Annotated in this window: 20 protein-coding genes; 9 read left to right on the forward strand and 11 right to left on the reverse strand. The window is 47.6% G+C overall.

The window, feature by feature from the left end:
* Window positions 1-54 precede the first annotated feature (54 nt).
* Entirely contained in the window at window positions 55-1125 is a 1071-nt protein-coding gene (locus ACNI23_RS20610) for an OmpA family protein (RefSeq protein WP_420250582.1), read from the reverse strand.
* A gap of 113 nt (window positions 1126-1238) precedes the next feature.
* Window positions 1239-2558, reverse strand: a complete 1320-nt coding sequence (locus ACNI23_RS20615) for an L-cysteine desulfidase family protein (protein ID WP_420250583.1) — start codon at window positions 2556-2558, stop codon at window positions 1239-1241.
* Between the two features lie 454 nt (window positions 2559-3012).
* Between ACNI23_RS20615 and rfaD the strand changes: the two genes are divergently transcribed.
* The 6 genes from rfaD to ACNI23_RS20645 all read left to right on the forward strand — a co-directional run bounded on the left by rfaD (window position 3013) and on the right by ACNI23_RS20645 (window position 10964).
* Window positions 3013-3990 carry an ADP-glyceromanno-heptose 6-epimerase gene (rfaD, locus tag ACNI23_RS20620; protein WP_420250584.1) on the forward strand — a complete coding sequence of 326 codons (978 nt, stop codon included), beginning with the start codon at window positions 3013-3015 and terminating at the stop codon, window positions 3988-3990.
* A 110-nt stretch (window positions 3991-4100) separates the two neighbouring features.
* Window positions 4101-6353: an LPS-assembly protein LptD gene (locus tag ACNI23_RS20625; RefSeq protein WP_420250585.1), complete on the forward strand. Its 2253-nt coding sequence runs from the start codon at window positions 4101-4103 to the stop codon at window positions 6351-6353.
* A gap of 133 nt (window positions 6354-6486) precedes the next feature.
* Window positions 6487-8385: a DNA mismatch repair endonuclease MutL gene (gene mutL, locus ACNI23_RS20630; protein WP_420250586.1), complete on the forward strand. Its 1899-nt coding sequence runs from the start codon at window positions 6487-6489 to the stop codon at window positions 8383-8385.
* A gap of 29 nt (window positions 8386-8414) precedes the next feature.
* Window positions 8415-9539: an alanine racemase gene (gene alr / locus ACNI23_RS20635; protein WP_420250587.1), complete on the forward strand. Its 1125-nt coding sequence runs from the start codon at window positions 8415-8417 to the stop codon at window positions 9537-9539.
* Window positions 9540-9556: 17 nt separating this feature from the next.
* Complete coding sequence (locus ACNI23_RS20640; protein WP_015850502.1) at window positions 9557-9745, forward strand: hypothetical protein; 189 nt, start codon at window positions 9557-9559, stop codon at window positions 9743-9745.
* 73 nt (window positions 9746-9818) lie between these two features.
* On the forward strand, window positions 9819-10964 hold the full coding sequence (locus ACNI23_RS20645) for an ABC transporter substrate-binding protein (protein ID WP_420250588.1): 1146 nt from the start codon (window positions 9819-9821) through the stop codon (window positions 10962-10964).
* A gap of 106 nt (window positions 10965-11070) precedes the next feature.
* On the opposite strand, the gene ACNI23_RS20650 is transcribed toward ACNI23_RS20645, so the two are convergent.
* The 6 genes from ACNI23_RS20650 to ACNI23_RS20675 all read right to left on the reverse strand — a co-directional run bounded on the left by ACNI23_RS20650 (window position 11071) and on the right by ACNI23_RS20675 (window position 15957).
* A complete protein-coding gene (locus ACNI23_RS20650; RefSeq protein WP_420250589.1) occupies window positions 11071-12336 on the reverse strand; it encodes an iron-sulfur cluster carrier protein MrpORP in 1266 nt (421 codons plus the stop codon).
* A 190-nt stretch (window positions 12337-12526) separates the two neighbouring features.
* Window positions 12527-12886 carry a NifB/NifX family molybdenum-iron cluster-binding protein gene (locus tag ACNI23_RS20655; protein WP_420250590.1) on the reverse strand — a complete coding sequence of 120 codons (360 nt, stop codon included), beginning with the start codon at window positions 12884-12886 and terminating at the stop codon, window positions 12527-12529.
* Window position 12887: 1 nt separating this feature from the next.
* Window positions 12888-13358: a NifB/NifX family molybdenum-iron cluster-binding protein gene (locus tag ACNI23_RS20660; protein WP_420250591.1), complete on the reverse strand. Its 471-nt coding sequence runs from the start codon at window positions 13356-13358 to the stop codon at window positions 12888-12890.
* A gap of 132 nt (window positions 13359-13490) precedes the next feature.
* The gene (locus tag ACNI23_RS20665) at window positions 13491-14825 is read right to left on the reverse strand and encodes a sigma-54 interaction domain-containing protein (RefSeq protein ID WP_420250592.1); all 1335 of its coding nucleotides are present in this window, start codon (window positions 14823-14825) and stop codon (window positions 13491-13493) included.
* A gap of 109 nt (window positions 14826-14934) precedes the next feature.
* A complete protein-coding gene (hypB, locus tag ACNI23_RS20670; protein ID WP_420250593.1) occupies window positions 14935-15591 on the reverse strand; it encodes a hydrogenase nickel incorporation protein HypB in 657 nt (218 codons plus the stop codon).
* A 15-nt stretch (window positions 15592-15606) separates the two neighbouring features.
* The gene (locus ACNI23_RS20675; protein WP_420250594.1) at window positions 15607-15957 is read right to left on the reverse strand and encodes a hydrogenase maturation nickel metallochaperone HypA/HybF; all 351 of its coding nucleotides are present in this window, start codon (window positions 15955-15957) and stop codon (window positions 15607-15609) included.
* Between the two features lie 354 nt (window positions 15958-16311).
* Here ACNI23_RS20675 and ACNI23_RS20680 point away from each other — a divergent pair, with 354 nt between their 5' ends.
* Entirely contained in the window at window positions 16312-16971 is a 660-nt protein-coding gene (locus ACNI23_RS20680) for a CBS domain-containing protein (RefSeq protein WP_420250595.1), read from the forward strand.
* 161 nt (window positions 16972-17132) lie between these two features.
* The gene (locus tag ACNI23_RS20685; RefSeq protein ID WP_420250596.1) at window positions 17133-17891 is read left to right on the forward strand and encodes a substrate-binding periplasmic protein; all 759 of its coding nucleotides are present in this window, start codon (window positions 17133-17135) and stop codon (window positions 17889-17891) included.
* Between the two features lie 10 nt (window positions 17892-17901).
* Here ACNI23_RS20685 and ACNI23_RS20690 read toward each other — a convergent pair whose 3' ends face one another.
* Window positions 17902-18789 carry a tetratricopeptide repeat protein gene (locus ACNI23_RS20690; RefSeq protein ID WP_420250597.1) on the reverse strand — a complete coding sequence of 296 codons (888 nt, stop codon included), beginning with the start codon at window positions 18787-18789 and terminating at the stop codon, window positions 17902-17904.
* A 191-nt stretch (window positions 18790-18980) separates the two neighbouring features.
* Window positions 18981-19289: an IscA/HesB family protein gene (locus tag ACNI23_RS20695; RefSeq protein ID WP_420250598.1), complete on the reverse strand. Its 309-nt coding sequence runs from the start codon at window positions 19287-19289 to the stop codon at window positions 18981-18983.
* Between the two features lie 194 nt (window positions 19290-19483).
* Here ACNI23_RS20695 and ACNI23_RS20700 point away from each other — a divergent pair, with 194 nt between their 5' ends.
* The gene (locus ACNI23_RS20700; protein WP_420250599.1) at window positions 19484-20038 is read left to right on the forward strand and encodes a TetR/AcrR family transcriptional regulator; all 555 of its coding nucleotides are present in this window, start codon (window positions 19484-19486) and stop codon (window positions 20036-20038) included.
* Between the two features lie 134 nt (window positions 20039-20172).
* Here the strand turns inward: ACNI23_RS20700 and ACNI23_RS20705 are convergent.
* Window positions 20173-20670, reverse strand: a 498-nt coding sequence (locus tag ACNI23_RS20705; protein WP_420251095.1) for an alanine:cation symporter family protein, incomplete at its 5' end; no start/stop codon positions are given.

Raw genomic sequence — 20670 nt, forward strand, 5'->3', positions numbered from 1 at the left:
GCGAAAAGGGCGGAAAGATAAATCTTTCCACCCTTTTTAATGCTTATGTGGCTTTTAGTCTTCTACGTCGATTTCAACGCGGCGGTTAAGCTTGCGTCCTTCTTTGGTCTTATTGTCGTATTTAGGATTCATTTCGCCATATCCCTTAACTTCCAGACGTTCAGGAGCAATGCCGTTGGCTGCAAGCCAGTCTGCCACAGACTTGGCTCTGCGCTCGGAGAGACCCTGGTTGTAAGCTTCGGAACCTGAGGAGTCAGTATGACCGCCGACCATAACCTTAAGGTTCGGGAATTCTTCAAGCATGGTTGCAGCTTCAGTCAGTGCCGGAACCATTTCATCAGTGATCTGGTACTTGTCGAAACCAAAGTTGAAATTACGGAAAACGATTTTTTCCTGAACCGGAACAACCGGAACTACAACTTCTTCAACAACTTCAACGATCAGTTCTTCTTCCTGAGTGTAGAAGACATCCTGAGCGAATTTATCCAGAACTGCTTTGTCAGCGAGTGCACTGGCATCAACATAAACGCCGCAAGGAGTGAGGCTTGCGAGACGCTTCAGGTTGGCCTTACCGCGTGCGGTGTCGGCTACGCTGATGATGTGCAGGCAGAAACGGTCACCGTATGTCTTTGCCATATCGGAAACGATACGGACAGGATTGCGTCCGGAGTTTGTCAGACCGTCGGAAACAAAAATCACCGCGAATTTACCGCCCCAGTTTTTGACAACGCCGTTAAGGTCGGAAAAACCTGTTCCAATCGGGGTGGACTGGAAGAAAGGCAGGTCGCTGGGAACGGATGCGATTCCTTTAGCCATGGCTGCTCTGGTGAACATGGACTTAGGGGAATACGTTGCAAAGTCGGGCATCGCGTAAAGAGCAGAGTCGTATCCCAGTTCGGGAACAACATTGTTGAGTCTCTTCAGAGCGTTGATTCCGGCGATAATTTTAGGAGTGCCGGTGGCATCATATGTCTGGGACATGGATGGTGAAGTATCAACAAAGTATGCGAAAGCATCAACTTTGGGTTTAAGAACGATTCTGGATTCAGCTGAGGCCATGGAGCCGAAGGCCAGAAGAGCGGCTAAGGCAACAGTCAGGATTAATGAAACTTTTCTTTTGAACATTATGAAAGTCCTCCGGTATGTTGGTTAACGGTTTTAATTAGTTTTATTACTCTACCAAAATTAAGGTATTGGCAGGGCTTAATCAATAGTTTTGTGTTATTTTTATGGTCTTTTTAATTTTCTGTGCCTAGGAAGTGCTTTTCAAGCATGATTTTAAGAATGGTCCTGTCGGTATCGATCATACCCTGTGTGCTCAGGGTGCCTATGTTTTGCATGGTCTGTTCAGGGGAGCTGCCGATAATGCCGTCCGTTGAATGTACGTTTACTCCATGAATGGCAAAGAGGGCGGCTTGGACAGCTGTGCCTGCCGCAGTTGCAAGTTTTAATGCACATCCGCATTTAGCCCCGTCACAGATGATTCCGGCAAGATCTTCGGTAAGGTTTGTGATGGCTCCAGCCATTTGAGGCGGGGTTCCACCCATAAGATAGGTGATCCCGGCTGTGGCCCCGGCTCCGGCTGCGACAGAGCATCCGCATACAGCGGATAACCTTCCTGTCTGGGCTTTCACGTACGCGGTTACAAGGTGGCTGAGGGCGATGGCCTCCAGCATGGTTTTTTCGGAGCAGTCCACGAATTCACTCACTGCATAAATGGGCAGGATTGCTGTCAGGCCGTGGTTTCCGGATCCGCCTGAACTCATTGCCGGAAGCTTGATACCGCCCATGCGGGCATCAGATGCGGCTGAGGTTATGGTGCGGGCGGCCAGAATCATGTCTCTGTTGAGGATTTTCATGCGGGCCAGCTTTTCAAAGGTAGCCCCTACGCCCAGACCCGAACCGTGTTTAAGCCCGTAATCAGCAAGGCGCATGTTGTAAGTGATCCCTTCTTTAAGAAACGTAAAATCCTGCTCGTCAAGATCGTTAATCATATCTACCAGATCATCGAGGGACAGAGTCTTAATGAACTCTTCGAGCTTGGAGACATCAGCCTTTTGTGCCAGTTGTTCTTTGACCAGAGTAGAGTTCTTAACCGGTTCTCCGTTAAGGGTCAGAGAAATAATATTGTCGTGTACGCCTTCAATTATTGTTTCAACGTGATCGGGACCGAAGGTAAGCAGAGCGCGGACATAAATTCCATGCCTGTTTTCAAGCAAGTTTACTGTAACAGGTTTTTTGTCTTTGTATTTGCAGGCGTCTTTAGCACTTTCCTCATCAAGAGGCTCAAGAACTTCAAGTCCAAGTGCCGGTTCTCCGTAAAGTGCTCCCAAAGCTGCTGCGGTGTCCAGTCCGTTCAGTCCTCCAGTGCCGGGGATAATTACGGCCAGCCCGTTCTTATAAATATTCGGGTCAACCCAGACTTCGATTTTATCCGGCCTTTTATCGGGCATCACTGAAGCTGCGGCAGCAGTGGCAAGTGCAATTGCGACAGGTTCGGTACAGCCAAGAGCTGGGGAAACTTCGAGATGGAGGATTTCTTTTACAGAGTATTTCATGACAATCCTTTGAATTCTTCTGTTGATTTACTGTTGAGGTCTAAGTCTGTTTGGATAAGTAAGGTTCGTATATAAATAAAGTCTAGAAAAAATCATAATAATGTTTGTGCTTAAATAAGGATAACATTAAAATACAATTAAGCAAGATTAAAAACAAGAAGTATAAAGTTGAATTATGGTAATGATGGGATGGTGAATGCTTAAATATGATTTAAATTGTTGTGTACAACATAACTTTATCTATATCGGCGTTGTCTTTTATTTAAAAACTGAGCTTTTTGTGCATCAACGGATGTTGAGAGAAAATTATTGCGTTTGTTTTTGTGTAAATAGGGTCTTTTAACTTAAATGTAGTTGAAAAGTGTCAGAAAAATAAGTAACATCCGGCAACTTGTATTGTGTGATAGTACTAATAGACGTTTATATCTGCTTAAGATAGCTGGAGAAATTATATATGTATATTGTAACTGGCGGAGCCGGTTTTATCGGTAGTGCCATGGTCTGGAAATTAAACCAGATGGGAATCGACGACATTCTGATCGTCGATAACCTTGCTAAGACTGATAAATGGAAAAACTTAGTCAATCTTCGCTACGAGGATTACATCCACAGGGATCAGTTTTTCAAATTCATTCTCGAAGGTGACGATCCCTTTAAAACTGATGCTGTAATCCACATGGGTGCCTGTTCCTCCACCACAGAACAGGATGCGGATTTTCTTATGGAGAACAACTACCGCTATACCCAGATGCTTTGCCGTTTCTGCCTCCAGCATGATGTGCGTTTCATCAATGCTTCCAGTGCTGCAACCTATGGTGACGGACAGTTCGGCTTTGATGACGATCATGCAGGCATTGACCGCCTCAAACCCATGAACATGTACGGTTACTCCAAGCAGCTTTTTGATCTTTGGGCCAAGCGCGGCGGAGTGCTGGATAAGCTGGTGAGCCTTAAATTTTTCAATGTATTCGGACCTAACGAATACCATAAAGACGACATGAAGAGTGTTATCTGCAAGGCTTTTAACCAGATCGGTGAAACCGGTGAGATGAAACTGTTTAAATCCTACAAGCCTGAATATCCCCACGGCGGCCAGAAGCGCGACTTTGTTTATATCAAGGACTGCGTGGACGTTATGTGGTGGTTCCTGCAGAATCCGCAGGCTAATGGTATCTTCAATATCGGTACCGGACAGGCCCGTGAATGGAATGAACTTGCACGGTCTGTTTTCGCAGCGATGGATGTTGAGCCGAACATCAGCTACATCGAGATGCCGGAGACTATCCGCGACAAGTACCAGTATTTCACTCAGGCCAATATGAGCAAGCTGGTGGAAGCCGGCTATGATAAGCCGTTCACTTCGTTGGAAGATGCGGCTAAAGATTATGTGCAGAATTATCTGGCTCAGGAAGATCCTTATCTCAAGAGTTAATTGTTAATCCGGTTAGCCGGGACATTTTGAATATTAAAGGGCAGGTTGTTTTGAAATCCAGGTTCGTCATCTTTGTAGTTTTACTTCTTCTTTGTCTGCCGTGTGCTTCAATGGCACAGCAACAGATGACCGTGCCCATGACCGATAATAATGGCGTGGAGCAGAAAGGTGAGCAGTGGAAGTTTTCCGCAGATAAACTTATTGTGGAAAGCGACAGCGAATACCTTCAGGCCTACGGGGATGTAACCCTTCGCAGTGGCGATAACTACATTAAGGCTGATTTTGCCCGTTTTTATCAGGCTACCAAATGGATTTATCTGCGCGGTAATGTGAAAGCGCAGATAAAGGGCGACTTTTACGATGCGGCTGAAGCTGAATTCGACCTTAATAATATGGTCGGCTGGCTTAAAAAGGGCCGCGTTTTTGTTGCTAAGCCCCATGTCTATTTTGAAAGTGAATTCATTGAAAAGCATAACGGAGCCACTTATAGCTTCAAGGATGTAAAAGTGACTGCCTGTGAGGGCGAGAATCCTCTTTGGTCCTTTGAGTCCGGTGAAGGTGATATCACCATCAACGGTTATGCCCGCCTCTGGCACTCCAAGTTCAAAGTTAAGGGTGTCCCGGTTATGTACACTCCTTACATGGAACTTCCGGTACAGCGTGAACGCCAGTCCGGTATCCTTGATCCTGAAATCGGTAACTCAAACCGTCTCGGAAACAGGTTCAACCTGCCGTTCTACTGGGCTATCAATGATGAAATGGACATGACCTTCTACCCGGAATACCTGAGCAAACGCGGATTCAGGCCCGGTGTTGAATTCCGTCATTCCGAAGATGTGAATACAAAAGGATCATGGCGTGCTGATTGGTTGTACGACAGCAAAAGTTACAACAACGCCAACGATGCAAGTTATTCCTTTAGTGACAGCATGATCAGGCCCAACCAGAACCGCTGGTGGATCAGGTCTAAATACAACGGATATCTCGGTAATCCAGACTGGCAGACCATCTTTGATATGGACCTCGTATCCGACCAGGATTATCTGCGTGAATTTCGTTCCGGCTCCAATGGTTACGAAGCCACCCGTGACTCCTTTCTTGATGAATTCGGGCGTGACATAGCCACTGCAGATGCCAACGAAAGAACCAGTACCGCCCTCATAGCCAGAAGTTGGGATAATTACTCTGTTTCGGCCATGGCACAGTACACGGAAAACCTGCTTTACCGTAATGACAACGCTCCTTCCACACAGGACCCGACTCTTCAGACAATGCCGCAGCTTTCCGCTTACGCATTTAAGAATAATTTCTTCGGGACTCCCATTGAGTGGGAAGGTGAATTTCAATCAAGCTATTTCTGGCGTGAATACGGCACCACCGGTGGACGTATTGACATCAAGCCTTCATTCAGCATGCCTGTGCGAGCCGGTGGAATTACCTTTATTCCTTATGCAGGTGTAAGGGCCACCAATTATCTGGGAACATCTTTCCAGAACTCTACTTCTGATGGTAGTCACGATTCTACTCAGTTCCGTTTTCTGGCCGATGCCGGAATCAGCGCGGCTACTGATTTTTACCGCGTCTTTGATCTGGAATCCGCTCCTGTAGTTACCAAGGAAAATGTAGGGCAGTCCGGCTGGACCCGCATGAAGCATAATGTGATTCCTCGTTTGGAATATTCATGGGTTCAGGATGACTCTGCGTCTCAGACCAAGTTGCCTTACTTTGATTCTCGTGACCGTATTTCTGAGCAGAACGATCTTGTCTTCTCTCTTACCAACGTTTTCGACCGTAACCGTGTAACAGTGGTTATGGATGCTGATGGTAATCCGGTTCTTGAAAATGACTATCTTGAATTCCTGCGGGTACGTTTGGAACAGGGGTATGACATTGACGAAGAAAACCGTTCCATAGAACTCAGTGAGTATGAACGCCGTCCCTTCTCTGACTTCATGGCCGAGATTATTGTTACTCCCTATAATTTCGTAAACCTCACCTCCAGAACATGGATTTCCCCATATCTGGGTGAAGTCACTGAGCATGAAAATATTCTTAAGCTCTTTTACGATGAGTATGCGGAGTTCTCTCTCGGGTACGATTACCTGCGCAAGATTGATGAATATAAACGTCAGCAGGACACAGACATGCAGATCATCAGTTATGGCATGAAAGCCAAGCTGCCTTGGAATCTGCGGATTGGCGGTAAATTCAGAACCGATCTTAATTCTGACCGCGACCTTGAGAAAACAGCGTCAGTGGGTTGGAGTCATCAGTGCTTTTCCTTGGATTTCATTGCCTCCAAGACCACTGTTGATGAACGTTACGGTGTTAACTTCAATCTTATCGATATGAGCGGATTTTAGACCTTATCTTCGACAGAACTTACCGGGCCCCCCGACTACTGATGTGTAGACGGGGGGCCTTGCTTATTGTAATCTCGGGATTATAAATTTTGACTTACACAGATAAATAAAAATACCAGATAGATATATCATTATGAGCACTCCTGAAATTCATGTCCTTCCAGCTTCACTGCGTAACCAGATTGCCGCCGGTGAAGTAGTGGAGCGGCCTTCAAGCGTAGTTAAGGAACTGGTGGAAAACTCCATTGATGCAGGCAGCACACAGGTAGATGTTGCTGTTGAGCGCGGTGGACAAGGCTTTATTTCCGTGAAGGACAACGGGTTCGGTGTCGCAGCTGATGAGTTAAAGCTGGCTGTTACCCGCCATGCCACCAGTAAAATTTCCAATGTTGAAGATCTGAGCGCTATCACCAGTTTCGGCTTCCGCGGTGAAGCTTTGCCCAGTATTGCCTCGGTTTCGCGCTTTAAGATGAGCTCCTGCCGTAAAGGAGCCGATGAAGGATGGTTTATTAATGTTGAGGGCGGGGATGTGGTTGATGAAGGTCCGGCTGCTATCCCGGGAGGTACTTCGGTTGAAGTTCGTGACCTGTTTTTCAATGTTCCGGCCCGCTTGAAATTTTTGAAAACAGAGAGCACCGAAGCGCGTCGTTGCAACCAGGTAATGTTTAAGATTGCCCTTGCCAATGTTGATGCCGGATTCTCTTTTACCTCCAATGGTCGGGAGCAGTTTCGGCTTCCGGCCGGACAATCTCTGCCGGAGCGTTTGTCCGTATTCTGGCCGCGTAATATCTGTGAATCCCTGCTTGAATTTTCACATGAAGCCGGGGAGATGAAAGTGCATGGCTGTGCCGGTATTCCCGGACTGGCGCAAGGCCGAGGTGACCGCATTGTTATGTTTGTCAATGGTCGTCCCGTTCAGGATAAGCTGCTGCTTAGCGCCATTCGTGGAGCCTACAAAGGGCGATTGATTTCTCGTGAATATCCGCAGGCGGTGCTCTTTTTGGAGTTGCCTCCGGAATTGGTTGATGTGAACGTGCATCCGGCAAAGATGGAAGTCCGGTTTCAGGAAGAAAGTGCGGTTTTCAGCATTATTCGCAATGGCATCGGGCAGGCTCTTTCTCGCTATGAGCTTGGCATTATGGATGAAGGCAGCCCTATACAAAGTCAGCCTGAAATGCCGGTCCGTCCAGCTGTTCGTGAAAAGAAGTTATCGGAAAGTGTCTCCTTGCCCATCGAGCCTGCAGCAAAATTTTCCAGCTGGAACGAATTTAAGAATACAGATTTTACAGCCTTGGATGATGAACCGGAAGTGGGCTCAGGTCTGCCTAAGTCTGATTTTACGTCTGCATCTGTTGCTGAATCCCGCCCTGAACCGGGTATGTTTCATGAACAGGCCATGGATTATGCAGCGCAGGAAAATCCGCTTTCTGTGCCTGAACCGCAAGAGTATGGATCATGCGCCGCTGGTCCCATTTATGTTCCCGGTTCGCGTATCGAGTATCTGGGGCAGGTTGCTGATACCTATCTGGTTCTGAAACTCCCGAACGGTTCTCTCGGTCTGCTGGATCAGCACGCAGCCCATGAACGGGTGATCTACGAGAATATGAAATCCCTGCGTACTCGCGGTGAATCGCGTCCGCTGGCATTACCCATCGATATTGTTCTGCATCCCACTGAAGTTCAGCGGGTACAGGAAATGTGGGAAGACTTGCAGGCTGCGGGCTTCATGCTGGAGCTTGAGTCCGGGCAGACACTTTCCATGCGCGGTATTCCTCCGGCACTTGAAACCGGAGAAGCAAGGGAGTACTTAAAAGCAGCGGTGGACGGACAGGCCAAGACTTTGGATGACCTCTGGATCATGCTTTCCTGCAAATCAGCCATCAAGGCAAGCCTGCCGCTGGCAGTCAATGAAGCTCTTTCTTTGCTGGAAGCTTGGGTAAAATGCCCGCAACGGGAATATTGCCCTCATGGGCGTCCTGTCCTGATCAGTTGGTCCGCGCTGGAAATGGAGAAACTTTTCAAACGCAAATAGCCAGTCTCAATCTCAACCGGAGATCTCCAATGACTATCGGATATAATACACTTGAAGTTGAAGTTGATTTAAATGCCATTCGCCATAATTACCGGCTGCTTAAAGAGAAAGGAAGCAGGGTGTACGGCGTGGTAAAGGCTGATGCCTATGGTCACGGACTGATAGAAGTTGCCCGTGCCCTTGAAGAAGAAGGGGCAGATACTTTCGCTGTCGGCACAGTTGGTGAAGGCATGCAACTGCGTAAAAGCGGTTGCAGCAAGCGAATCATTTCATTGCTCGGTCCGCTCAACGAGGAAGATTGTTTCAATGCGGCGCAGAACAAGATCATTCCGTTTATCGGTGAATTTGAACAGCTGGAAATGCTTTCCGCTGTTGTTTCTGCTCAGGGTCGTAAAGTCGAAATCAGTTTGAAATTTGATACTGGGATGTCCCGGCTCGGTTTCAGTGTCAATGAGCTGGATAAGCTGATTGAGTGGCTGAAAATCAATCCTCAAATCTGTCCGGTACTGGCCAGTTCGCACCTTGCCACTTCTGATGATCCGGCATACGAGGGGTATATGTCTGCGCAGGCGGAGACATTTTCCGGTATTTTGAAGCGTCTTGCAGATGCCGGATATGAGCTGGAAGCATCACTTGCCAACTCTGCCGGAATTCTGGTTCATGATCAGGTTCATTATTCCGCCCAGCGCGGGGGAATTGCCCTTTACGGCTCCAACCCGTTGCTCGGAACCGGTTGGAGCGAGTGCGGCCGCGACCTGAAACCTGCCATGCAGGTGCGGACCAAGATTGCTGCTGTACGGGAGCTCAAAAAGGGGCAGGCAATCAGTTACGGTTGTACCTATACCGCAGAGCAGGACATGACAGTTGCCATTGTCTGTGCCGGATACGCCGATGGATACAGCCGAGGACTTTCGAGTGTCGGAGAGGTCTGCATTCACGGGAAGCGGGCCAGGATTCTGGGCCGGGTGTGCATGCAGCTTTGTATTGTGGACGTCAGCCATATTGAAGATGTTAAATTCGGTGATACCGCCTACCTGCTGGGCGGAAAAGGTGAAGGGCGCATCAGTGCCGAAGATTTAGCCGGATGGTGGCAGACCATTACTTATGAAATTTTTTGTCTTCTGGGGATGAATCCGAGGACATATAAAAAATAAAAAACGGGAGATATAACATGTCTTGGAAAGTAGCAGAAAGTCATCCGCTTAAGGATGTTGATCCGGCGGAACTCAGGGATAAATGGGTGAACGTAGCCATGGATATGGCTTTGATTCCTGAAAACAACATCCGCGTTTATATCGAAGACGGCATTGTGCGTATCGAGGTGAGCGAAGAACTTTACAACTGCATGGCTGGTATCTAGCCCTGAGGTGAAGGGCGGTCTGTAGAGGCCGCCTTTTGTCTTTTCCCGCTGTAACTGCAAATCGGAGTTTTTCATGAAAAAAAACAGATTTATTCCGGTCCTCCTTTTCGCTCTGGTCTTTTGTCTTTTCTCAGGGTGTTCAGATAAAAAAACATCCGGTGAATTCAAGGTCGGAGTTGTTGCGGTTACCAGCGGTGAACTGTTCAGGAAAGGAAACTACATTGTTACTGCCGCGCGTTATGCTGCAGAGAAGGTCAATAAGTCCGGTGGGCTGGAATTAGACGGAGAGCCGCATAATGTTAAGCTGTTTCCGGCGGACAGTAACGGCGATCCTGAAATGGCCGCTAAGGTCACACTCAGGTTGATTCAAAAAGAAAAAGTCTCTGCCATTGTCGGGGCTGCAAAGAGTAATGTGGCGCTGGCTGTTGCCAAAGTATGTGAGGAGCACAAGGTACCTTTTATTACACCGGTAGCGGGTACCAATAAGCTGACTTCTTTTAAATATTCTTTTCGTGTTTCTTACACAAACACCGTGCAGGGTGAAGCTTTGGCCCAGTTTGCCAAAAACGACCTTGGCCACAAGGATGTGGGAATTTTGTTCGATTCTTCCAGTCCTTACAGTGCCGAACTGGCCCGCTTTTTTAAAGAAGATTATTTGAATTGCGGAGGAAAGGTTGTTTCTTTTCAAGGGTATGTCGCACGGGATCGAGAGTATTCCTCCCAGTTGAAGAAGATAATTGAGGCTGGCGCAGAAATACTCTTTCTGCCTAATAACACCAAAAAAGTTCAATTACAGGTAGCTCAGGCCCGCAAACTTGGTTTCAAAGGCATTCTTATGGGTAGTGATTCATGGGATTCCATTGAACTGGAACGCAATCCCTTATTCAAAAACAGCTATTATACTGATCATTGGGTTCCAAGCCTGCCAATTAAAGGGGCTGCGGAGTTTGAAAGGGACTACAAGAAAGCAAACGGTGTGGATCCCAGTGAACTTGAAGCCTTGACTTATGACGCTGTTAATTCACTTTTCAATGCTGCAAAAATAGCCGGAACCGATAATCCGGTAGCTATCCATGATGCTCTGGTGGACATGCCCCCCTTCCACGGGGTGACCGGGACTTTTGACTATAACAATAACGGCGACCCGGATAAGGATGTCATCATTTCAACTTTCCGCGACGGTCATATCACAGTGCAGGATATTATTGATCTGAAATAAATTTTCCTTTTAAAGCAAAACAGCCTGCGGGATTTCCCACAGGCTGTTTCGGTCGAGATATGTACGGTAGATGTACTTATGGCTTATATTATGCCTAGTCTTGCGACTAGTGGTCGCAGGTGTTGGAGCCTGTCTGGAGGCTTCCTGCAAGGTAGCTGGAAACCACGTTTTCAGGTGCTTCAGCAGGGGAACCGACAATGACTTTTACGCCTGCATCGGTGAACAGGGACTGTGCCCTTGAACCCATGCCGCCGGCGAGTACCAGCTGTACGCCCTGATCTGCGATCCATTTGGGAAGCACACCCGGTTCGTGGGGCGGGGGAGTTTCCATGTTGGTGGCAACAATTCCCTTGGTGGCGACATCAACGTCCATCAGTGCGAACTGTTCACAATGCCCGAAGTGCATGCAGAGTTTGCCTGCTGCAACGGGTACTGCGATTCTGATCATGCCGTTTTTAGCTTGAAGCTCTTCAGGCTTAGGCATTTCATTGTTCTCCTGCAAAGTGTCGGTGAGATCCAGCATGGGCTTGATGATGGTGTTCAGAGCCTTGCCGGTGGGGCTTTCGTGGTCAGTGCGGATGATGGGGTAACCTTCATCACCGGAACGGCCCACTTCGGGGTCAAGAGGTACGCGACCAAGGAACTTGACTCCGGTTTCCTTGGCAAGTTCTTCACCGCCGCCTGAATTGAAAATATCGTGTACATTTCCGCAATCGGGGCAGACGAATCCGCTCATGTTCTCTACAATACCGAGAACGGGGTTGCCGACCTGTTTGCAGAAGTTAACGGAACGGCGCACATCGTCAATAGCAACGCCCTGCGGGGTTGTTACGATAACTGCGTGAGCGTCCTGACCGAGGGTCTGCAATGCGGAAAGAGGTTCGTCACCGGTTCCGGGAGGGCAGTCAACGACGAGGAAGTCGAGGTCGTTCCATGCAACATCCTGTACGAATTGTTTGATCATGCCGATTTTTACGGGACCACGCCAGATTACCGGATCGTCTTTGCTGGGCAGCATGAAGCCGAGGGACATAACCCAGAGATTGCTGGACCAGGAGATGGGTTCGATCACTTCATGCCCGATGTGAGGTTTCTCATCCTGCAGGCTGAGCAGGCGGGGAACACTGGGACCGTGTACGTCAACGTCAAGCAGTCCGACCTGTTTACCGGCAAGAGAGAGAGCAACGGCAATATTGGTTGCTACAGTACTTTTACCGACGCCGCCTTTACCGGAAATAACCACGATTTTGTGTTTGATTCTGGAAAGGGTTTTTTTCAGTTTCATATCTTCGGGGCTGCAACCTTCAGAACAACCGGAAGAAGAACAGCCGGAACCTGATGAAGAGCAGCTTCCGCATGCGTGATCGCTCATATATCAATCTCCTGACCCTCATTGGCAGAGGGGGTAGTCATTATTAAAAACAGATTGTCCAATCTGTCACAATAGGCATTACAAGGTAAACTAAGACGTGAACCTGACTTGTCAATGGTTGAAAGGTTCAGTCATGCCCGCAGAGCAAGGGAGAGGAGAAAAGGCATGACTGAACGCGATAAAGGAAATTTTACCAGTGGCCCGGTTTGTCCGCATCCGCAGCAGCTTCGAGCTTGCCGTCTTTAAAGGAAGACAGGGCTTCTGCAACAGTCCCTCCGCCTACGAGGTAGACTTCGATGGAGCCTTTATCTAGTGCGGTAAAGGCCTTAGGGCCTACGTGTCCGGTGATTACCGCAGTTGCGCCGGTGGCGGCTACGTTCTGGGCAGACTGGATTCCTGCACCCTGAGCCGCATTCAGGTTCTGGGTGTTGTCGATGTATTCCTGAGTATCGGTATCGGTATCGCAGACCAGAAAGCCTTTTGCGCGACCGAAACGAGGGTCGATATCTCCGTTGAGATCATTGCCCTGACAGCTGATGGCGATTTTCATATTATTTACTCCTGTGCACTGAGTCCAGGGTCGGTTCGCAGGGGTGCATTGTATCCTGCACACCCTTTCTGGCCCTGAAGCCCCTGTTTCCCTGTCCGCACCTGCCTCTGCCCCTGCATCCGGGCATGACATGGTCTTCCAGACAGTCCTTTTGATAGGCGGAGAGCACTTGCTCGGTCATTCCCGTAATCCACGGTACAACTCTAACTCCGGCCTGTTCCAGTTCATTCATAGTGCAACCGCAGATTGCACCGCATATTAAAAACGTTGCCCCGCAGGCTGTAATGGCGGATGTCCTGTCCTTTGGGTCTTTTGAGGGAAGGGATAGGTAGCCTGCGGGACAAATTTTATTGTCATCCACCCGGAACAATTTCAGGTCCGGGGCATTGTCAAATACGGAGGCCAGCCTGTCTTCGTAGCAGGCTAAACAAAGCAGCGTTGAGTTGGTATTGCGTCCTTCGTTTCCTCTCATGGAAGGCTATAAGGCATAGTTTGTGCCATGAGGATAAAAAAGAATTAAATCGGATATTTATTAGAATTTGGAAGAGATGGAGAGAGGGGGTTTTAGATCAAAATTAGCCGAAAAGGTAGATATGCGGGCTAATTATGCGTCCATGTCATCGCAGCGCGCGATGGTGCGGCGAAGGGTGTCTTTGGAAATACCCAGTTCGCGGCAGGTGGCCATTTTCTTGCCGTTGTTGCGCTCAAGAGCACGACGCACAGCCATGCATTTGATTTCATCCATGGTCAGCGGCATGTCTTCGTGTGAGGCTGTTTCTTTTGATTTCGGCTGGAGATATTCCGGCAGGTGTTCGACCTGAATAAAGCCCGAAGGGCAGAGAATAAAAGCGAACTCGAGGATGTTTTCCAGTTCCCGCACATTGCCGGGGAAGGGATGGCGCATGAGGATGTGCAGTGTGTCTTCGGAAATACCGTCGATATCTTTGCCTTGCAGGGCATTGAGCCTGTTTACAAAGTGGTTGATCAGGAGAGGGATGTCCTCGACCCGCGCCTTGAGCGGAGGAAGGTTGAGGGTCACTACATTCAGGCGGTAGTAGAGGTCCTGTCGGAATGCACCCTGTTCCACCAGTTCTGACAGATTTTTATTGGTGGCGGCTACAACCCGGACGTTGGTTTTCACGCTCTGCACCGCCCCAAGCGGCTCAAAAGTTTTTTCCTGTAATACGCGAAGCAGTTTGACCTGTAATTTGGCAGGCATGTCCCCGATTTCATCAAGGAAAATTGTGCCACCTGCAGCCAGTTCGAAGCGTCCGGCCTTGTCTTTGCGGGCATCGGTAAAGGCTCCGGCCTTGTAACCGAAAAGTTCTGATTCCAGCAGATTATCAGGCAGGGCGCCGCAGTTTACAGCTACAAAAGGGCCATCTTTACGTTCACTGAGGTTATGAATGGCCCGGGCGAAAAGTTCTTTACCCGTGCCGGATTCTCCAAGCAGGAGAACAGTGGCTTCACTTTTACTGACTTGGGGCAGGATGGAAAATACTTTTCCAAGCTGTGCGCTTTTACCGATGATGTCTTCAAAGCGCCATGAATCTTCCACCTCACGGCGGATCATCTGAATATCAGTCAGGTCACGGAAGCTTTCCACGCCGCCTATGAGTTTTCCATCGCCGTCAACAAGTGGTGCGGCGCTGATGGAAACCGGAACCTTGCGTCCGTCAGCGTGGATGAAAAATATGGATTTGTTGGAGATGCGTCCGCAATCGTTCATGCAGGTGCGCAGGGCGCAGTCACCGTCGCAAAGGCTGGAGTGGAAAACGTCCCAGCATTTTGAGCCAACCGCTTCTTCGGGATGGACTCCGGTGATTCGGCTGGCAGCTTCGTTAAAGAATGTTATGTTCCAGTCCCGGTCTACCGTAAACACCCCGTCTGCTAAAGAGTCAAGAACTGCGGAGCACGGCAGGTTGCTAGGGAATTTCATGAAACATCCATCAAAAGGGCGAAGCCTTATAAAAGGTTTTGAAGGGATGGGGTCTGTGGAAGCAAAACTTCTTTAAAAGTTTCGCTTCCACAGCCGTCGGAGACAAAAATTATGCTTTTTCAGCGCGGGCTTTGCGGAGCCATTCGTACCATGCTTCCAGTCCTTCCCGTGTGCGGCAGGACAGAGGGAAAAGGGCGATGTCTGCGTTCAGTTTACGTGCATGCTGTTTGGCCTTTTCAAGATCGAAATCCACGTAGGGCAGGAGGTCGATTTTGTTAAGGATCATGACAGAAGAAATATGGAACATAAGGGGATACTTTTCAGGTTTGTCATCGCCCTCAGTTACGGTCAGCAGGGTGATCTTGTGATCTTCACCAACATTGAATTCAGCGGGGCATACGAGGTTGCCCACGTTTTCCACGAAAAGAATATCGAGTCCTTCAAGGTCGATCAGGGAAAGTGCTTCCTTTACCTGGCTGGAGTTAAGGTGGCATCCGCCTTCAGTATTGATCTGAACGGCCTGTGCTCCGGTTGCGGCAACACGGCGTGCGTCGTTGTCTGTCTGGAGGTCACCTTCGATGACGGCCATCTTGAATTCACCTTTGAGGTCAGCGAGGGTCTTTTCCAGCAGACTGGTTTTACCGGACCCGGGTGAGCTCATCAGGTTGAGGCAGAGAATATTTTTTTCTTTGAAAAATTTGTTCAGTTCATCGGCAATTCTGTCATTTGCTTCCAGAATATTGCGTACCACAGGGATTTCACCCATTTCTAACTCCTTAAGTTAATCATCAATCTCGATGCTTTCGATCTGCAATTCCTTGCCCTGAAGTACTTCATGACCTATTTCCAGACCGCATTCCGGACATGCCATATAAAGTTTGTCTTCGGGTAAAAATTCGTTCTTGCACCCGCCGCAGCGTACTTTGATGGGGATTTCGTTAACTTCAAGAACCGACCCTTGAAGGGAGGTTCCAACAGTAACTGCTTCCCAACCGAAAGTGAGAGCATCGGAGACTACTCCCGCAAGCGCACCGTTACCTACCACAACTTTTTTGAGGCTGGCACCGGGTTGCTTTTCCATTTCCTCTTCAATGATTGCAAGTATACTTTGCGCTATTGACATTTCGTGCATGGAATCTGGACTAACTCAAAAAATTATCAGGGGCAAGGTGCTTTAACGCATAAATCGCTAACTATCGTAGCACGATTAATAATAAGTGTAGTTCATAGTAATGATGGAGCTCTCTTTATGGTTGGTATGATAAAATAAAAAATGAATGCAAGTACGGGCATGTCTTGCAAGTGGATGAAAGCTTGGGTATGGAGGGGGTGTTTCATCTTGCCGTCATGTCCGGCGGCATTTCACGGGGATATATCAGCGGGGGATTCGGCTGCATGTTTGCGGTCGGATTTTGCGCGCCTGATCCTTTGAATATTTAAACTTTTTTACGCACCGGGCTCTTTCCGGATTTTGGAGGACATGCAGATGTATGTGGGACTGAAAATGCTCAAGGACTTTGTGACCGTAACTCCTGATACCTTGGTCAAGGAAGCGGACAAAATTCTGGAAGACAATCAGTTGTGGATGCTTCTTGTTAAAGACGGGGAAAACCTCGTAGGGTATGTCACCAAAGAAGATGTCCGTGCGGCCTTGCCTTCAGTAATAAGCTCTCTGGATAAACATGAACTCAGCTACCTGCTGAGTAAAATTACCGTTCGGGAAGTTGTGCGTGAGAACATCACCACCATTCCGCCGGAAACCGAAATTGAAGCAGCGGCAGACCTTATGTTCGAAATGAATCTTTCCGGTCTTGCTGTTGTCGATGAAAATAAGAAACTCATCGGTTATATCAACCGTAACAAGATGCTTGAGCTGCTGGTTGAAGAGATGGGGCTTAAGCAGGGCGGTTCCCGAATTGTTGTAGATGTTGAAGAGCGGACCGGTGTCCTTTACGAGGTGGCCGGGATTATTTCCAATATGAAGTACAATATTATCAGTACCGGCCTTTTTCACCACAATAACCGCAGAATGGTGGTTATACGTGTCGACACCGAAGACCCTTCTCCCGTTGTTGCGGCACTCCAAGAACGTAAATATCTGGTGGTTGGTCCTGAAGATTTCATGGCTGAATGGTCCACCAAATAAATTCATATTTTCCCCGGCGTAATGCCTGAGAGAATGAAGCCGGATACAGACCCTCTGTTTCCGGCTTTTTTTTGAGCTTTTGTTGTTTTTAAGGTTCAATAAGAGTATAAATAGAGGGAGTGTTTACATTTACCAATAGAGCAATAAGTGAGCCCGATTTTATGGTGTACCGTATAGTTGTTTCGTTGTTGGCTGTTGTGTCGATTTTGTCCTTTACGCCCTCTGTGGGGGTGGCAGATGATTGTGGGCTCAGAATTATTACTGAACTCAGTTATCCTTCAACTATTCAGGAGAACGGGCGGCTGTCCGGATTCGGAGTTGAAGTTGTTGAGGCTTTGAAAGAGGAAATTGGTTGCACTGCGACTATAGAAGTAATGCCTTGGGCGCGTGGCTACAGGCATCTTCTTAATCATTCGGACGTAATGCTTTTTTCCACAGCCAGGACTAAAGAGCGGGAAGATCAGTTCCATTGGATCGGACCTATTGCTTGTTATAAATGGGTTTTTTATGGTTTGAAAGGTGTCAGAGATAAGGTGAAGACATTTGAAGATGCGAAAAATGTTTCCGGCATCGGGGTCTATCGCAATGATGCCCGGGCTCAGTTTTTAAAAAGCAAAGGGTTTACTAATCTTGAGGTAATGGATTCTCAGGAGGCCAATTTTAAAAAACTTCTTCGTGGTAGGGTTGAGCTGGTGGCAACATCCAATATAGGCGTGTCGGGGTTCCTCAGTAATGATTTAGAACTTCGCAAAAGGGCCGTTCCTATTCTCACTTTCCATAATGTTAAGCTTTATCTTACCATTTCAAAGTCTACAGATCAGGAAAAGGTCCTTCGCTGGCAGAAGGCGTTTAATACTCTGGTGGACCGGGGCACTATCCGGAAGATTCAGGAAAAATGGATTGAAAAGTGCCCGGATTAGTTGCTTTTGATTACAGAAAATTAAGTTCATCGGTTAAGGAGTCATTTTTGCGGGCCTGTGTACTTGTGGTATGTATAACCGGTGTTGGATTACTTTTCAGCAGTGACTCCAGAGCTTTGTTATCATCAGCAGTTTTTTCAATGACCTGATCCAGAGTGCATTCTTCGATGAATCCTTTTCCTTTGAGAAAGTTTAGGAAGATGCAAGCCTCTTCAAGACTTTTGTTTAAACGCAAAGCCTTTCTGAGGTGTTCAAGGCATGACTTGAGGTCTCCCTGTTCAAAGTGGACCCGGGCAATATTCATATGAAGGTTTTCATCTTCTTCAACCAGCTTTTCTGCTCTCAGGTAGTATTCAAGAGCCTGCTTTAACATACCGTTTTTGCGCAAGGATATCCCGAACTCATTGAACAGGTGTTTGTGCTGCGGTTCATAGCAGCTCTCAAGCCCAATCAGCCTTTTGAAAATATCATCTGCCCGTTCCATTTCCCCACGATCAAGATAAGTCAGCCCCAGTCCGAAATTAACGCGCACATTTAATTCATCAAGACTCATGGCTTTGTTGAATTCATATTCGGCACTGTAGCTTTCGCCTTTTGCTCTGTGACTTTCGCCCAGCGAAATAGTTTTTTCCAGCTTATCAACATTAGGGATGACTTTTTTCAGATAAATTTCAGGCTCGGGATGGTAATCTTTCAAAAACATCTCCATTTCTACCGCAGCCTGCGGTCCGGTGGGGATGTAATTGGTATTCAGGGCCTGAACATTCAGGACTCCGTTCTCCTGCTCTTCTGCGTACCAGTATGTGGTTTGTTCAGTCCTTTTTTTTGTCGTACCTGTTCCGATTACAGATTTTTTTTTAGCTGAAAAAACACCTTGAATCTTTTCCCGTTTCCTCACGTTAAACTCCATTATTTAGTCAAGTGGGATTCATTTTACACAGGCTTTGCTCGTCTGGAAAGTACGTATTCTTATGATTAAGAAATAAAAAAAAGGCCGCCTCAAAAGAGACGGCCTTAAAAGCCCGAAAAGGCTTGAACTGTCAGGTTAACGCGTTCAGGAAAAGAGTAAAACTTTTCCTGTGCTGCGACTTAACCGCAGCTACCAGAGCAGGAACCGCATTCGCCGCCGCCGAGCTCAAGCTTGGAATCAATTACGAAACCAGTATAGCTGAGGTCAACGCGGAAGGGGCTGCCCTGTTCGTTAAGGTCTTTATCAAGCAGGAAGGTAAAACCTTCTACTTCAAAACTTTCATCGTTATCTTTTGACTCATCCAGAGCCAATGCCAGCCTGGGGCCAGCTCAGCCACCAGTGGCAAGGTAGATGCGGATGGGGGTCCTATCTTTATCTGCAAAATAGTTTTCAAGCTGTTTTTGCGCAGCTTCGGTAATTTCAACCATTGTTTCCTCCTCATAGGATTTATCTATACAAATTAAGTTCTCTATCAGTTTTTGTCAATCTACTCAGGTTGACCTTGCTTCTTGCATGGGGTAAATAATACAGTTCAGAAAGAGTGTTAGTAATCCGACATAATTCTAATTAAATATTTTTTAACTTGATCAAGGGCGTTCGGACGCTCAAGGGAGACCGTAGAATGAAAACCAAGGATATCATCCTCGCAACAGCCAAGGAAATGATTTCAGAGGTGGGTTTCCACAAAGCCACTACCGCCAATCTGGCAAAAATGGCCAATATTTCTGAAGGTACCATCTATAGACATTTTGAAAGCAAAGAAGACATCCTGCTTCATATTCTGGATGCTCTTGAGGAAAGTTTCTCTTATTATATCGAAGCCATCCGCCAGAAGTTAGACCGTGACGACTGCTCTATTGAAGAGATTATGAATGAGTATTTTTCTTTTGTAGAAGAGAATGAAATCGATATGAAAATTATGCTTTCCACTTACGGACTGCTTGATTCTTCTAAACGTCTGATGGCTGTTTTTCTGAAGAACCTTGAATTGATTCTTGAGGATTGCATCAAGCTCGGTATCAAAAAGGGCACTGTTCGTGATGTGGCTGTGGAAGAAAATGCAACTGTGGTTATGACCATTATCTTCGGTCTGACCCGAATGCAGCTTTACTGGCCTGATCGCAGGGATGTCCGCGCTGAGGCTGTTGAATTCTGTCGTCGCAGTATTCTGAATTAGATTTTGCTGAAATGATTACTTAAAGGCTGTCCTTAGCGGGGCAGCCTTTTTTTATTGCTCAGTGTCAGTGAATAAAAGAAATCCCCCGTCCGTATTCCGGGCGGGGGATTCTATGTGCATTTATCCGTAGCAGACTATTTGTTTTCAGTCTGTGTGGCTGCTTTTGTGTCCTGCTTGGCGAAGTAGGCCTTGGTTTCTTTTACAACAACCGGGGTCAGCATGATCAGACCGATGAGGTTGGGGATAGCCATAAGACCGTTAAATGTGTCGGAGAGGTTCCATACGAAGCTGAGCTTGGCGATGGCACCAACACCTACGAAGCAGATGAATACGAGGCGGAAGGGCAGTACTGCCTTTACACCGAACAGGTATTCCATGGATTTTTCACCATAGTAGCACCAGCCGAGGATGGTGGAGTAGGCGAAAAGAATCAGGCCGATGGTAACGATATGCGCACCGCCTGACATGCCCGCAGAAAAGGCTATTGTGGTCAGCTCTGCACCGGTGGTACCGTTGGACCATGCTCCGGTGAGGATGAGAACAAGACCTGTCATGGTACAAACGACAAGAGTATCGATGAAAGTCTGGGTCATGGAGACCAGGGCCTGGGTTACAGGCTCTTTGGTCTGCTG

It is taken from the genome of Maridesulfovibrio pacificus (SeqCode) (assembly GCF_048612815.1).
Lineage (GTDB): Bacteria > Desulfobacterota > Desulfovibrionia > Desulfovibrionales > Desulfovibrionaceae > Maridesulfovibrio > Maridesulfovibrio pacificus.